General features: G+C 63.8%; 15 protein-coding genes and 1 tRNA gene. 13 read left to right on the top strand and 3 right to left on the bottom strand.

Features of this window, described 5'->3' with window-relative positions; translation table 11 throughout:
- The first annotated feature begins 80 nt into the window (after positions 1-80).
- From ACTS2Z_RS12725 to ACTS2Z_RS12685, 9 genes are all read left to right on the top strand, one after another.
- Entirely contained in the window at positions 81-998 is a 918-nt protein-coding gene (locus ACTS2Z_RS12725; protein WP_442573583.1) for a dihydrodipicolinate synthase family protein, read from the top strand.
- Between the two features lie 14 nt (positions 999-1,012).
- Complete coding sequence (locus ACTS2Z_RS12720) at positions 1,013-2,011, top strand: 4-hydroxyproline epimerase (RefSeq protein ID WP_442573582.1); 999 nt, start codon at positions 1,013-1,015, stop codon at positions 2,009-2,011.
- 1 nt (position 2,012) lies between these two features.
- Positions 2,013-2,678: a GntR family transcriptional regulator gene (locus ACTS2Z_RS12715; RefSeq protein WP_442573581.1), complete on the top strand. Its 666-nt coding sequence runs from the start codon at positions 2,013-2,015 to the stop codon at positions 2,676-2,678.
- Positions 2,679-2,705: 27 nt separating this feature from the next.
- On the top strand, positions 2,706-3,866 hold the full coding sequence (locus tag ACTS2Z_RS12710; RefSeq protein WP_442573580.1) for a M24 family metallopeptidase: 1,161 nt from the start codon (positions 2,706-2,708) through the stop codon (positions 3,864-3,866).
- Complete coding sequence (locus ACTS2Z_RS12705) at positions 3,863-5,134, top strand: NAD(P)/FAD-dependent oxidoreductase (RefSeq protein WP_442573579.1); 1,272 nt, start codon at positions 3,863-3,865, stop codon at positions 5,132-5,134. Before ACTS2Z_RS12710 ends, ACTS2Z_RS12705 begins: the two co-directional genes overlap by 4 nt.
- A gap of 50 nt (positions 5,135-5,184) precedes the next feature.
- Complete coding sequence (locus ACTS2Z_RS12700) at positions 5,185-6,387, top strand: NAD(P)/FAD-dependent oxidoreductase (RefSeq protein WP_442573578.1); 1,203 nt, start codon at positions 5,185-5,187, stop codon at positions 6,385-6,387.
- A 103-nt stretch (positions 6,388-6,490) separates the two neighbouring features.
- Positions 6,491-7,168 carry a DUF4386 domain-containing protein gene (locus ACTS2Z_RS12695; RefSeq protein ID WP_442573577.1) on the top strand — a complete coding sequence of 226 codons (678 nt, stop codon included), beginning with the start codon at positions 6,491-6,493 and terminating at the stop codon, positions 7,166-7,168.
- A 162-nt stretch (positions 7,169-7,330) separates the two neighbouring features.
- Entirely contained in the window at positions 7,331-8,128 is a 798-nt protein-coding gene (locus ACTS2Z_RS12690; protein ID WP_442573576.1) for a hypothetical protein, read from the top strand.
- Between the two features lie 5 nt (positions 8,129-8,133).
- Entirely contained in the window at positions 8,134-9,309 is a 1,176-nt protein-coding gene (locus ACTS2Z_RS12685; protein ID WP_442573575.1) for a hypothetical protein, read from the top strand.
- Between the two features lie 107 nt (positions 9,310-9,416).
- Here ACTS2Z_RS12685 and ACTS2Z_RS12680 read toward each other — a convergent pair.
- A tRNA-Ser gene (locus ACTS2Z_RS12680) sits at positions 9,417-9,506 on the bottom strand.
- A gap of 188 nt (positions 9,507-9,694) precedes the next feature.
- Between ACTS2Z_RS12680 and ACTS2Z_RS12675 the strand changes: the two genes are divergently transcribed.
- The gene (locus ACTS2Z_RS12675; RefSeq protein WP_442573574.1) at positions 9,695-10,402 is read left to right on the top strand and encodes a tellurite resistance TerB family protein; all 708 of its coding nucleotides are present in this window, start codon (positions 9,695-9,697) and stop codon (positions 10,400-10,402) included.
- Between the two features lie 18 nt (positions 10,403-10,420).
- Here the strand turns inward: ACTS2Z_RS12675 and ACTS2Z_RS12670 are convergent, their stop codons facing one another.
- Complete coding sequence (locus ACTS2Z_RS12670) at positions 10,421-11,359, bottom strand: calcium/sodium antiporter (RefSeq protein ID WP_442573573.1); 939 nt, start codon at positions 11,357-11,359, stop codon at positions 10,421-10,423.
- Positions 11,360-11,559: 200 nt separating this feature from the next.
- Here ACTS2Z_RS12670 and msrA point away from each other — a divergent pair, with 200 nt between their 5' ends.
- Both msrA and ACTS2Z_RS12660 read left to right on the top strand, forming a co-directional pair.
- Complete coding sequence (gene msrA, locus ACTS2Z_RS12665; RefSeq protein ID WP_442573607.1) at positions 11,560-12,228, top strand: peptide-methionine (S)-S-oxide reductase MsrA; 669 nt, start codon at positions 11,560-11,562, stop codon at positions 12,226-12,228.
- A 27-nt stretch (positions 12,229-12,255) separates the two neighbouring features.
- Positions 12,256-12,930 carry an HAD-IB family phosphatase gene (locus ACTS2Z_RS12660; RefSeq protein ID WP_442573572.1) on the top strand — a complete coding sequence of 225 codons (675 nt, stop codon included), beginning with the start codon at positions 12,256-12,258 and terminating at the stop codon, positions 12,928-12,930.
- On the opposite strand, the gene ACTS2Z_RS12655 is transcribed toward ACTS2Z_RS12660, so the two are convergent.
- Complete coding sequence (locus ACTS2Z_RS12655; RefSeq protein ID WP_442573571.1) at positions 12,923-13,339, bottom strand: DUF1330 domain-containing protein; 417 nt, start codon at positions 13,337-13,339, stop codon at positions 12,923-12,925. The genes ACTS2Z_RS12660 and ACTS2Z_RS12655 overlap by 8 nt on opposite strands.
- Positions 13,340-13,443: 104 nt before the next feature.
- On the opposite strand from ACTS2Z_RS12655, the gene ACTS2Z_RS12650 reads away from it, so the two are divergent.
- Positions 13,444-14,571, top strand: a 1,128-nt coding sequence (locus tag ACTS2Z_RS12650; RefSeq protein WP_442573570.1) for a penicillin acylase family protein, incomplete at its 3' end; no start/stop codon positions are given.

The raw sequence follows: 14,571 nt of genomic DNA, 5'->3' as shown, positions 1-14,571 counted from the left end.
CGCATGGCGGTGCGGAGACTGGCGCTTGTGTTCCACCAAGGTCCGCTTATTATATCGTATACGATTTTGAGGAGACAGGCATGGCCAGCATTATCCCGTCCTGGACCGGCGTTATTCCCGCCGCGACCACGCAGTTTCACGAAGACTTCTCGGTGGACCTTGATGCCACCCAGCGCGTGCAGGATGCCCTGTTCCGCGATGGGGTGGACGGGCTGGTCGTGATGGGAACGGTGGGCGAGAACAATTCGCTGGAGCCGGAGGAAAAGCGCACAATCCTGAAAGCCGCCGCGGAAATGGCTGGCGGGCGCGGTCCCATCATCAGCGGGGTCAGCGAGCTGACGACCGCGCGTGCGGTCCAGTATGCGCGAGATGCGGAAGCGCTCGGCGCGGACGGGCTGATGGTGCTGCCGGCCATGGTCTATGTGCCGACGCCGCAGGAGTTGGTCGCCCATTTCCGGGCGGTGGCCGAGGCGACGTCCCTGCCAATCATGCTCTACAATAATCCGCCGGCCTACCGGGTCTCGCTGAGCCTCGATGATCTCAAGGCGATGGCTGACATTCCCAATATCGTCGCCATCAAGGAGAGCGCGCCGGATTCGCGCCGCTTCACGGATATCTTCAATGCGGTGGGTGAGCGCTACAAGATCCTCGCCGGTCTCGATGATGTTGCGCTGGAGGGCTTGTTGCTCGGTGCGACGGGCTGGATTTCAGGCCTGACAAACGCCTTCCCCGAAGAGTCGGTCGAGATGGTGGCGGCGGTCAATCGCGGTGATTTGGAGCGCGCTCTGGCCATCTATCGCTGGTTCCTGCCGCTCCTGCACCTCGATGCCGACCCTGATCTCGTCCAGTGCATCAAGCTCGCCGAACAGATCATGGGCCGGGGCTCGGAGCGGGTGCGCATGCCGCGCATGCCGCTGGCCGGTGCGCGCCGCAAACACGTCATCGAGATGGTCGAGAAGGCCGCCGCCACGCGCCCTGTCGGCGCGAAGGCACATTAGGACAGGGGCGGGCCATGCGCTCGGTCTTCTTCTGCATTGTCGGGCATACCGCCGGCAATCCGGTGCGTCTGGTGGCGGGCGGTGCGCCGCTCCTGCGCGGTCAGACCATGAGCGAACGCAGGCAGGACTTCCTCCAGCGCTTTGACTGGATACGGACCGGACTGTGTTTTGAACCGCGCGGGCACGCCATGATGAGCGGCGGGTTCTTCTATCCGCCCTCGCGGCCCGATACCGATCTTGGCATTCTCTTCATCGAGACGAGCGGCTGCCTGCCCATGTGCGGCCATGGCACGATCGGCATGATCACGTTCGGGCTGGAGCACGGGCTGATCCGTCCGCGCATGCCCGGCGTGCTGAAAGTGGAAACACCTGCCGGTATCATCGACATCAGCTATCAGGCCGAAGGCAATCGCGTGCGCTCTGTCCGCCTGACGAATGTGGCGAGCTATCTGGCTGAACGTGACATGTCGCTTGACGTGCCGGAGCTCGGAACGATCCGGCTGGATATCGCCTATGGCGGAAACTTCTACGCCATCATCGAACCGCAAGGTGCCTATACCGGGCTGGATGATCTGGGTTCGGCGCGCATCATCGCGCTCAGTCGGCAAATCCGTCAGGCCTTGCGCGAAACGGTGACGCCGGTGCATCCCGAAGACCCCACCATTCGCGGTGTCAGCCATGTCCTGTGGGCCGACGCCGCACGCTCACCGAACGCCGATGCCCGCAATGCCGTCTTCTATGGCGATGGCGCAATCGACCGCAGCCCGTGCGGCACAGGCACCTCGGCGCGCATGGCCCAGCTTCATGCACGCGGACGGCTGAAAGCAGGTCAGAGCTTCGTCCACGAAAGCTATATCGGCAGCCGGTTTACAGGCCGCGTCGAGGCCGAATGCACGCTGGGAGCGATGCCAGGTATCATCCCGTCAGTTGAGGGGAGCGCCATTGCGACCGGCTTCAACACGATCTGGATCGACTCCGACGACGTGTTCCATGCCGGTTTCGAGGTAGCCTGACATGGAGCCCTCCACGCTTCTGCTCGACACGCGCACGCTGGCAGAGCGCCTGGTGGAATTGCTTCGTGAAAGCATCGTGCAAGGCGAGATTCAGCCTGATCAGCCGGTACGTCAGGATGCGCTCGCTGCGCGCTTTCAGGTCTCGAAAATACCCTTGCGCGAGGCTCTGGCCCGGCTGGAACAGGATGGGCTGGTAACCTCCCATCCCAATCGCGGCTACTTCGTACGCGCGCTTTCCTGGAATGAAGCGCGCGAGGTCTACGAGCTGCGCTTGCAGATCGAACCGGATGCGGCGGCGCGCGCGTGCGTCGTGGCATCCAAGACGCAGCAGGAGGCCGCGCGTGACGCGCTTTCGCGCCTCGACGCAGCAGCCATCGCGCAGCACGCAAGCGTGGGCCGGTTGAACCGGGCGTTTCATCTGGCTCTTGTCAGTCCGGGAGAACGCCAGATCACGACCGGAATTGTCGAGCGGCTGCACGTCCTGGCAGACCGCTATGTACATGTGCATCTGGCCCCTGACGGGCGTCATGAGCGGGCCCGGCGCGAACATCATGCGCTTCTGTCAGCCTGGCTTTCCCGAAACGAGTATACGGTCCGGCGGCTTGTCGCCGAGCATCTCGAAGGCACGCTCGCCGATCTTTCTGCCGTGCTGGACAGCACACGCTGAACCTGTTTTCCGAGGAGCTGGCCAACCATGACACTGCCGCCACCGATCAGCGTTCACGAGCGCCGCGCCCGGATCGAGAGGCTGGCCGAGAGCCTTGACCGTGACGGAACGGGCGCGGTGCTAATCGGCTCGCAATCGGGGCTTCGCTATTTTGCAGGCCTGCGCTGGACGCCGACAGAGCGCCTTGTCGCCCTGCTCGTCCGGTCTGATGGCAGGATTGCCTACATCGCCCCGCGCTTTGAGGAAGGCAAGATTGCCGCTGCCGCGCAGGTAGAGGCTGACATACTCTGCTGGGAGGAGCATGAGAGCCCGTTCCGCCTCGTCGCTGCGGCGATGCCTGAGGGTCGTCTCGACATCGATCCGCTCATGCCGGTCTGGGTCTGGCACGGGCTTGCCGGTGTGATGGGTGCAGACCGGCTGGCTGACGGATCGGCGAGATTGCAGGCCTTGCGGGCGCGCAAGTCCCCGGCAGAGCTGGCACTTCTTTCCCATGCCAAGGCGATAACACTGGAGGTCCAGCGCCGCGCGCACGGGCAGTTGCAGGCGGGCCTGTGCGCCTCTGAACTGGCCAGCTATATCGATGCCCAGCACCGAGCCCTTGGCGGCGAAGGCGGCTCCTTCTTCTGCGCGGTATCCTTTGGCCCTGACACGTCACTTCCCCATGGCGGCGAGACCGACCGGGTGTTGTCCGAAGGCGATGTGGTGCTGGTGGATACCGGCACCATGGTTGACGGCTACAAATCGGACATCACCCGCACCTATGTCTTTGGCGAACCGGATGCCGATATGCGCCGCGTCTGGGAGCATGAGAAGGCGGCCCAGGCCGTGGCATTCCAAGCGGCAAGGCCCGGCCGACCATGCGAGGCGGTCGATGATGCGGTGCGTACTTTCCTGACATCGCTGGGCTATGGCCCTGATTATCGCCTGCCCGGCCTGCCTCACAGGACCGGACATGGCATCGGGCTCGACATTCATGAGGGCCCGTATCTGGTGCGCGGCGATAAAACGCCGTTGCAGACAGGTATGTGCTTTTCCAACGAGCCGATGATTGTCATGCCCGGCCGGTTCGGGGTGCGTCTGGAGGACCATTTTTACATGGGGCAGGATGGGCCGGTCTGGTTCACCGAGCCATCGCACAGCCTCGATGACCCGTTTCGCGGCGTTGAACCGATAACGGACCCGCGATGAGCGAAGATGGCGGACCGCGCGGACGAACCTGCACCGTTATCGGTGGCGGCATCATAGGAGCGGCATGCGCTTTCCGCCTGCAGGCGGCAGGGCTTGATGTCACGCTGGTTGATCCAGGCGACAGGGAGCGCGCGGCGGCCTTTGGCAATGCCGGCCATATTGCCACCGAACAGGTGACGCCGCTGGCCTCGCTTCCCACGCTCGCAAACGTACCGTCGCGCCTGTTTGCAACCGGCGGTCCGGTCGATTTCCGGCTGCGTGATGCTGGCCTCTGGCTGCCCTGGTCTGCCCGGCTTGTCCGCGCCGCCTTGCCTGACCGGTTTGCAGGCGGCACACGCGCCCTGAGCGCGCTTCTGTCAGGCGCCGGGGATGCCTGGCTTGAACTGGCGCGCGATGCAGGCCTGCCAGACAGGGCAGTGCGCATGGAGGGGCATGGTATCATCTGGTTCGATCCCCTCCGTGCAGCACGAGGACAAAAGGCCTGGCAGAAGGCGCCGCTCGGGACGGCATCCATCCGTCCCATGGAATCCTTCGAGCTTGACCAGTATGAAACCGTGCTGGCGCGCCGGCCGGCAGGGGGGCTGCGGTTTTCAGGGACCGGTCAGGTGCGTGATCCGGGTGGTTTGCTCGAGGATCTATTGGCTGCAGGCACAAAGGCTGGTGTGCAGACCGTAGCCGCCACGGTCACCAGCCTTCAAAGCGATGGGAGCCGCGCTCTGGTTCATCTCGCAGGCGGTGCGGTGTTGGAAACTGACCTCGTACTTCTGGCTGCAGGGGCAGGATCGGCGGTCGTCCTTCGCACCCTGGGGCTAGCTGTGCCCCTGATAGGGGAGCGGGGCTATTCGGTGCGATGGGAGGAGCATGACTGGCCAGCCGGTCTGCCCTTGACCGTGTTTGAAGAACATTCCGTCGTGGCCGGAGCCTTTGACAGCGGCCTGCGCCTTGCCGGAATGACCGAGTTCGGCTCGGCCTATGCACCGCCTGATCCTCGCAAATGGCAGAGACTGGAACGGCATGCCGGGATGCTGGGCCTGCCCGTGAGCGGCACGGGCAAACGTTGGTCCGGTCCGCGCCCCACGCTTCCCGACTACCTGCCAGCAATCGGCCGGATACCGGACAATGGCAATATTCTCTATGCGTTCGGGCACCAGCACCTTGGCCTGACGCTTGCTGCCATCACGGCAGACCTTGTAGCGGAGCTTGCCCTCGTGCGCGCGTCTTCGGTCGATCTCTCACCGTTCAGTCTGCGCCGCTTTGCCCGAGCCTGAGGCGGTTTGCCGACTTGACGCCGCACGCGCAACGCCGGACAGGAGGGCGCATGTCCAACCCTTCCAATTCACTGACGCGCGTTGACGCTCTGGTTATCGGTGCCGGCGCTGCGGGCCTATTTTACGCCGCGCGAGCGGGCGAGGCGGGCTTGCGTGTGCTGGTCGTCGACCACGCGGCCAAGCCAGCCGAAAAGGTGCGCATTTCGGGTGGAGGGCGATGCAATTTCACCAATATCCATACCCGGCCGGAAGCCTTCCTCTCCCAAAATCCGCATTTTGCACGGTCCGCGTTGGCGCGCTTCACTCCGGAGGACTTCACCGCCCGGCTCGCCCGTCACGGCATTGGCTGGCACGAGAAGACGCTGGGCCAGCTCTTTTGTGACGGGCGTTCGGCGGCCATTATCGACATGCTGGTCGGAGAGCTTCATGCCTCAGGCGGCGAGATGCGTCTTGAAACGCGCGTCGGTGCCATTGCACGCAGCGCGGATGGCTTTCTGGTCGAGACATCAGGCGGGAAGATCGAGGCGGGCCGCCTGATCGTCGCAAGCGGGGGGCTTTCCATTCCCAAGATGGGCGCAACCGGCCTTGCCTATGATATTGCCCGCCAGTTCGGACATGAGGTCGTTACACCGCGCCCGGCCCTGGTGCCCTTCGTGTTCGAAGGCCGGGAGAAGGAGGACTTCGCCTCGATCTCTGGCGTTGCCTGTCCGGTGCGCGCAGGCTTCGACGGCGCGAGCTTCGACGAGGCGATGCTGTTTACCCACAGGGGGCTTTCCGGACCTGCCATCCTGCAGATTTCCTCCTACTGGCGAGAGGGCGGCGAAGTTCGCCTCGACCTGCTCGCCGGCCAGAACGCAGCCGAGGCGCTGATCGCCTTCAAGGCGGAAAGCCCGCGCAAATCGCTTCTGAGCGCGCTGGAAACGCTGCTGCCTAACCGGCTGGTGGCCCTGTTGGCCGCACGCGGGGATTTGCCCGCTTTCGAGCGCATGGCCGACATGTCCCATGCCAGCATTCACGCCTTGTGCAAGGCCCTGTCGGACTGGGGCGTCCTGCCGGCGGGAACAGAAGGCTGGCGCACGGCGGAAGTGACGCTCGGCGGTATCGATACCGCTGCACTGTCATCGCGCACGATGGAAAGCCGTCTGGTACCGGGCCTCTACTTTATCGGTGAGTGCGTCGATGTGACCGGCTGGCTGGGCGGCTATAATTTCCAGTGGGCGTGGGCGAGCGCCCATGCAGCAGCGCTGGGCTGAATGAGGCGGGCGGACGGATGCAAGGCACCCATAATCGCCTTCGACATTGATTGTATGGTCTACTCCCGGATTGAAGGCGTGTTCACTGCGAAGGAAACCGGCCATGACCCGACTGACCCTGACCCCGGGCCTGGTTTGGCAGATCCGATTTGCGGGGCTTTTTTATCTCGTCATCATCATTGCCGGGCTGGGTGCGGAGCTGGGCCTGCGCGCGCCCCTCATTGATCTGGCAGATGCGCAAGGCACGGCGGCGGCCATTCTGGCTGCGCCCGGTCAGTTCCGGCTGGCGATGGCAGCCGATCTCGTCATGGCACTGTGTGATGCGGGGCTGGCGATACTGCTCCTTCTGATCTTCCGGTCCATGGCTCCGGGGCTCGCCCTTTCGGCCATGGTGTTCCGTCTGATCCAGACCGTCCTGATCGCGGCAAACCTCATGGCCATGCAGATTGCGTGGCTGCTGATTTCCGGCGAAAGCGGCATTGAGGATGCGCAGGAGCTGGCGCTGGTATTCCTCGACCTGCACGGGCACGGCTACGATCTCGGCCTTGTGTTCTTCGCCGTGAACAGCCTGATCATGGGTGTGCTCGTCTGGCGTTCGGGCGTGTTCTCACGAATTTTCGGTGCTGGTCTTGCTCTGGCCGGCCTCGTCTACCTGACGGGCAGCGCGCTGCGGTTCTTCGCACCGGAGCTGTCTGCGGCGTTCCTGCCTGCCTACGCCGTAACAATCCTCGCCGAGACAGCGTTTTGCATCCGGCTGCTCACGCAGCGGCGCGCAGCGTAAGCGGGGCAGGATATAGGACCGGCGAGACTGAAGGCTGACCGGACAGAGCAGATTTCCCCGTTCATTTGGCAGTCAGGTCGTCTGCTTACCCTTGTGCTGGCCAGTGGCACTCTTGAATCTAGATAAGAGGGCAGGGCGGTCCGTAACAGGAGGGGAAGTTTCATGAAGCTTGGAAATGTGTCTTTTGGCTTTTTGCCATTAGCTGCGGCAGTGCTCTGGGCGCCTGCCGCTCTTGCACAACAGTCCTACGAGTGTGCGTTGAGCTTTGGTCAGATCGCATCGAATGCACGCCAGGACGCCGTGCTGCGCGCGGACGTCAATGGTACCAGCCTTTACGGCGAACTTGTGCGGCAGGGCAGCACCCTCATCGTGCGCGGGGACTGGTCGGCAACGCAGGTCCGCTTCATGATCAATGGCCAGCGCTATGAAGCGTTTGTCCATCTGACAGCGGAGGACGGGACGGAAGTGCGGCGCCTCGCCGGGCGCTATGGAGATGACTGGCAAGGGGTCTGGTTTGGTGATTGCCGGCCGCGCAACCCGGACATGTCGGCAGAGATCGATGATGCCGGCAGAGGTTTGGCTTCGCGCGGCGATATTGCCCTTGCCCGCGGTGCCTATCTTGATCTCGAAACCGGCATGGCTGGCAGCGCTATGGATGCCGCCGATATCATTCACACGGCAGGAATATCGCCCGCGCTGGCACCGGTTCTGTCGGCCCGGTTCATCCGGGTGGCCCGGGGACAGGATCCCGACCGTGTCTTCGACCCTCTCCACATTGATCGCTGCCTTTCGGCAGTGGAGGATGCCAGCCAGGACGCCATTCCGGTGGCCTTTCTGGCCGAAGGTGACCTGTTCTGTGCGTCGACCGGCAATAACCGGATTTCCAGCTTCATCGTAACTGAGACACCGCGCGCGGCCGGGATGCCGGTTGGCCTGCGCTATGTCACCTGGCAGGAGTGAGCACCATGAAAGCCTGCTTTATTGCCGCCGGACTGATGGTTGCCGCCACGGCTGCATCAAGTGCCCAGACAATTGTCTTCGAAGGCCGTCGCAGCATTCTCCCCACGGTCACGGACTCACTGGAGACTTCGTATCTGCTCGATCTCGACCGGGGTCAGGCAGGCACCATCGCACAGACGACGGGTGAGTTGATCCTGCTGGGCCGGCCCGGTTCGGAGCGTCTGCAACCATCCAACGGTGCACAAATCGCGCTGCTTCGCGCGTCAGGTATCGGATTTGCTGACTGTCAGCGTGCTGCCCTTGCAGAAACACCGCTCGACGCGCGCAGCATACGGGCGGGTGATTACCTGTGCGTACGGACCAATCTGGGCAATGTTTCCCGCATCGAGTTTCTCAACGGCCTGTCTGCGCGCGAGCCTGTCTTGCGTCTCGACATCACGACCTGGGAACCCGGCTTTGGGGCGGTTGGGGTGATCGAACCCGATTTCGTTGCGGTTGCACCGCGCGGCCCGCGGATGAGCTGCGGCATTATCGGGCTGGAGGGCGGCAATGTAATTTCCGCCCGCATGTCCGTTCAGCCCCAGAGCGATGGCGATGCCGTGCTTGAGGGGCAGGTGCTCGGCGTGAGCATGCGCGAACAGCTCACCGTCCCTGCGTCATGGCGTGAGGATGAAATCAGGTTTGCCGAGGGTGATCGTCAGTGGGCGGGCCGGGTATATCCAAAGGCGGAGGCCAATACGTTCGCCATTGCAGGCCGGTACGGGTTGGATGGTGAACATGTCTGGTTTGCCGACTGCGCGCCTGAGACCTTTCAGACAGCCCTTGTTCCACTTCTGGAGCCGGTTGCAGACGAACGCTTGCAGGTGTCACCGGGTCAGTCGATCGATCTCATCGGTCAGACCATTCGGGACGGGCTTGCTGATGCGGATGTCCGTCTGACGAATGTGGGTCTGGAAGCCCTCGGTTCGGCGCGCGTGTCATTCTATCATGCATCGGCAACTCCCCGCGCCGAGGACTGCGGCCGGGTTGTGGCCACACAGATACCCTCAGGCCTGCTTCAGGAAGGCTCGTGGTCCTGCGTGCGTATGCGCGATGGCCGTCTGGCAACGGTGCGTATCGAAGGACGCAATCTGGACGGATCTCTGTCGATCGGCTTCGCGATTTTTGACAATCGCCGCTAGGGCTTGCCCCCGCGATAGTCACCGGCCTGCTCCTTGCCCTGACAAGGGGCGGGCCGGGCGCGTCTGCCTCCAGAACGCCAGCGAGCACAGGTCAGGCCATGGGATTATGGCGGTGAGGGTGGGATTCGAACCCACGATACGGTTTCCCGTATACACGCGTTCCAGGCGTGCGCCTTCGACCACTCGGCCACCTCACCGCAAGGCGGCGCAAACTATCTGAGAACCATGGCCAGTCAAGCACGCTGACACGGCGGCGCTGCGCAAGGCGTTCAGGCCTACTTGAGACGGCTCGGAGCTGTGCCTATCTCCCTGCCATGTGTGCAATGCACACATGTGGCACCGGTCTGCCGGGCTGCCGCTTTCACCTCTTGCCCGGGACGCTGCCATGATCGACGTGAACCGCATTCTTGATGCCCTTCAGAACGACCCCAATGCGCGGCGGACCGCGATGGTGGGCGGTGGCGGGCTTGCCGCCGGTCTGGCTGCGTCCATGCTGATGGGCGGCTCGGGTCGCAAGATGCTGGGCAAGGCAGCAAAGTACGGCGCCGTCGCGGCGATTGGCGGTCTTGCCTATCACGCCTGGCAGAAGAGCCGGCAGAATGCGGGTCAGTCCGGCGCTGCCGGTGCATCGGCACGTGTCGCGCCGCAGGGCAGTGTTCCGGCCATTGATGCCGATTATGAGGCAGCGCCGGCCAACAGCGGCTTCCTGCCTGCGCCGTCGGACGAGACCGCGCAGGACGCGCTCGCGCGCACGCTGCTGCGTGCCATGATCGCGGCGGCCAAGGCGGACGGAAAGATTGATGCTGCCGAGAAGGAGCGCATCTTTGCCCGGCTGAACACGCTCGATCTCTCGGCCGAGGACAAGGCTTTCGTGTTTGACGAACTGGCCGCACCGCTGGATCTCAACGCCGTCATTGCAGGCGCGACGAGCCCGGAAATCGCCGCCGAGATTTATGCCGCCTCCCTCGTTGCGATCGAGAGCGAGACACCGGCGGAGAAAGCCTATCTCAACATGCTGGCGATCCGGCTGGAGCTGGACCCCGGTCTGGTGAGTGAAATCCACAAAATGGCGGGCGCTGCAGCGCCCGCCTGATGGCCTGTCCGACGCTGCCTACAGCGCCAGCGAGGTGATGTAGGCAGCGTACAGGACAAGGAAGAGCGCGCCTGCGAGGCGCGCGATGCGTTGCTTCCAGAGAGCCAGCACCAGCAGGATGACGGTAGCCCCCAGCATGATCACAAGATCACTGCTTGCGAGGCTGCCTGTCACCTGAAGGGGTGAAATCAGGGCGGTGACGCTCAGAATGCCCAGAATGTTGAAGATGTTGGAGCCGACGATATTGCCAAAGGCAATCTCGCCCTCGCCCTTGCGTGCGGCACTGAGCGAGGTGGCAAGCTCGGGCAGGGAGGTTCCGACCGCCACGATGGTCAGCCCGATCACGGCCTGAGAGACGCCCAGCGCGCTCGCCGCGGCAACTGCGCCTTCAACCAGCAGCCAGGCCCCGCCAATGACCCCGGCAAAGCCGAGAGCCAGAAAAGCGAGGTCTATCCAGAGGCGGCTTTTGGGCGCTGTAGCCAGGGAGTCGTCAGCAGCCGGTGCCTGCCTGCCCGTCCACCAGGATATGGCGAGGTAGGCGGCAAGGCCTGCCAGCAGGATCGCACCGCCCCAGCGTTCAAGGCCGAAAAAGGCAATCATTCCCGCGCCGAGGAGTGCCGAGAGGGCGAGCGCCGTGCCGTCGCGCCGGAATGGTCGCAGGTCTATTGCCAGCGGGCGGACAAGGGCGGCAAGGCCCAGTATGAGAAGAATGTTGGCAATGTTCGAGCCGATGACATTGCCGACGGCGATGTCTGGTGCGCCATCGAGCGCGGCAGTGATCGAGGTTGTCAGCTCGGGCATTGAGGTGCCGAACCCCACAACAACGAGTCCGATCAGGAGCGGCGACAGACCTAGACGGGCGGCCAGGCCAGACGCGCCGCGCACCAGGCTTTCACCGCCTGCCAGCAAGGCTGCAAGTCCGCCAGCGATCAGGAGGACCATGACTGTGACGCTCATTGCGGGTTTTCCCTCATACCTGTGTTGTTCGCCCTTCATGGGCAGGCGCGCGATCATCACAGCGTAATCATGGCGCGTTGATGGCCACGCTGGCCAGTGCCTGCCTTGCCGGAGAAGGGTGTGATGCAGGCGCGGCAGATGACGCGGCGGGGTGTCGTGCCTATGTTCTTCGTCGAACGACGATCCAGTGGAGCAAACCCATGCGCCTGCGCAGCGATACACAATGGAAGACCGAGCTTGTTCCGGCGGATCAAGCCTTGCCGGGCCGCATCCAGGCCTTGCCGACGGCGGCCGCCCATTTCGTCAAGGGCGGCAATCTGAAAGCCGAAATCGCACCGGGCCACGAAGAGGCGATCTTTGCGATGGGCTGCTTCTGGGGCGTGGAGCGCGTGTTCTGGCAGTTGCCGGGCGTGGTGAACACGGCAGCTGGCTATGCCGGCGGTATCACGCCGAACCCGACCTATGAAGAGGTCTGTTCGGGCCGCACCGGCCATACCGAGGTGGTGCGGGTGGTCTTTGACCCCAAGCGCATCAGCTTTGAGACCTTGCTGAAGGTGTTCTGGGAAAGCCATGACCCGACGCAAGGCATGCGTCAGGGCAATGATATCGGCACGCAGTACCGCTCGGCCATTTACTGGACCAGCGCGGCGCAGCGGGACGCGGCCGAGGCTTCGGCAAAAGCCTATGAAGCGGCTTTGCAGGACGCCGGCAAGGGTGCGGTGACGACCGAGATCCGCGAGGCCGGGCCGTTCTACTACGCCGAGGATTATCACCAGCAATATCTTGCCAAGAACCCGGACGGCTATTGCGGCATTGGCGGCACGGGCGTCACCTGCCCGATTGGAACCGGTATCGTGGCTGCGGGTTAGCAGGACGGGTTTTCCGGGGGCCGGGCGATGGCGCGTATCATCATTTTTGATGTGGACTCCACGTTGCTGAAGGTGGAGAGCCTCGACTTTGCCGTGGCCCGCGCCCTTGAAGGTCAACCGGACGGCAAGGCGCGTGCCGCAAAGCTGGCAGACATCACCGACAAGGGCATGGCAGGTTCCCTCGATTTCAGGCAGTCGCTGGAAATCCGCATTGCCATGGCCGGGCTGCAACGCAGCGATGTCGAGGACGCAGCGCAGGCTCTCACCGCCGAATTGACGCCGGGCATGGCGGAACTGATCGACGTGCTGCGTGCGCGCTCGCTGGGCGTGTTCGCAGTGTCGGGCGGGTTTTCCGAACTCATCACCCCTGCTCTTGCCGCGCTCGGGTTCGCGCCCGGTGAAATCCGGGCCAACCGGTTCGTCTTTGATGAGGCCGGCAAGGTCAGTGATTTTGACCGCGACAATCCGCTCTCGCGCTCTGGCGGCAAAGGGCCGGTGGCCGCAGCACTGAAAAGCCTCACGGGCGCCGACCTTGCCGTGATGGTCGGTGACGGCATTACCGACTACGAGGCGTTCGCCGGTGGCGGAGCCGATGCCTTTATCGGCTTTGGCGGCGTGGTGCGGCGCGAGGCGGTGGCGCAGCGTGCACCAGCCTATGCACAAAGCGTAGAGGAGCTGACGCGCCTTCTGGGCGTCAGCTGAACATGTCCCCAACCGGCAGGGCCGCATGGCGCACCAAACGGCTGTCGGCCACCGCAGCCTGACGGTGCGGCACGGCATTTTGCTGGTAGTGCGCGTCTGTCACCATTTCCAGAAACGCAGCTGCGCTGGGATAGCGGGCGATGAAGGCCATGTCCCAGCGCTCCTCAGCCGGTCCGATCAGCGTTACCTGCGGCGCGCCGCGCCAGATGATCTTGCCGCCCACGCGCTGGAAGACAGGTGCGCTTTCGCGTCCATAGGCCTTGTAGGCATCCTCTCCGCTCATCTTGCGGCCGTCCGGGTAGGCGGCGATTTCGCGGAAACGTAACAGGTTCAGCATCTCCACCGGCTGGGTGCGGTCGAGACCCTTGAACAGGGTGAAGGCTTCGCGTGTCGGGTCGATATGGCTCATGGCGCGATGGTGCGTTGCGCAGGTGCACGGCGCAAGCCCATCGTTGCGCGTCTGCCTCTGGCGTGCACACTGACCCGGCAGTCAACGAAACGGGGGGCGGTTCCATGCGGATCGGACGTATCTGGGTCATAGCGGTGCCGGTAGTGCTGGCTATTGCAGTCGCTGGCGCCTTTGGCGCGGGACTGCGCCTTGTTCCGCTGGAGGTGCGCAGCTTTGACGAGGAGGCCGCGCTCGCTGATGCCATGCATTTCGAGGCGGAAATTTTCCGCGATGAATGGGGCGTGCCGCGCGTTTATGGTGAGACCGATGGCGATGCCGCTTTCGCGCTCGCATACGCCCACGCAGAAGATGATTTCGCCACTATCCAGTTTGCGCTGCGCGCTGCGCTGGGGCCGGAGATGCTCGCCGCTGACGAGAGCGAGGCCAGAGGCGCCTATCTGGTGCAGGCGCTCGGCGTGACCGACCTTGTGGCCGCCGAGTATGAAAGCCAGCTATCGCTCGACACCCGCGCTCTCTTCAGCGGCTATGCGGCGGGGCTGAACTATTATGCGGCGCTGCACCCGGACGAGCGGGTGCGTGATCTCTTCCCGGTGACCGGGGAAGATGTGGCCGCACTGGCCGCCTTCTACTTCCCGCTCTTTTACGGCATGAGCGATGTGCTGACCGAGCTTTTCGCGCCTGATGTCGAGCGTGATGGCGCGCGCGGGCAGGAACTTCAGGTGCACTTCATAGCCCCGGGCGAGCGCCATGAGCTGGGCTCCAACGCAATTGCAGTTGCGCCCTCGCGCTCCGATGACGGGGCGACGCGGGTAGTCATCAATTCCCACCAGCCGGTCGAGGGGCCGGTCGCCTGGTATGAAACCCACATGATGTCGGCAGAGGGACTGAACTTTGCTGGCGGCACGTTTCCCGGCGTGCCGGTGCTGCATCTGGGCGCCAATCCGGGGCTGGCCCATGCCGCGACGATCAACCGGCCAGATCTTATCGATGTCTATGAGCTGACCGTCTCCGACGATGACCGCTCCTACCTGCTCGATGGCGAGTATGTGCCGTTCGAGCGGTCGACCGCACGCATGCTGGTCCACCTCTGGGGCCCGTTCGCCTTTCAGGTGACGCGACCGGTCGAGCGCTCGGTCCATGGCGCGGTCCTGCGCACCGAGCGGGGCGTCTTTGCCATACGTCATGCCACGCAAGGCGATTTGCGCGGCGCGGAGCAGACCTATCTGCTGATG

The organism is Glycocaulis sp. (assembly GCF_052168375.1).
Lineage (GTDB): Bacteria > Pseudomonadota > Alphaproteobacteria > Caulobacterales > Maricaulaceae > Glycocaulis.
Note: the sequence above shows the minus strand (reverse complement) of the source record. Positions and strands in the feature narration are given on the sequence as shown.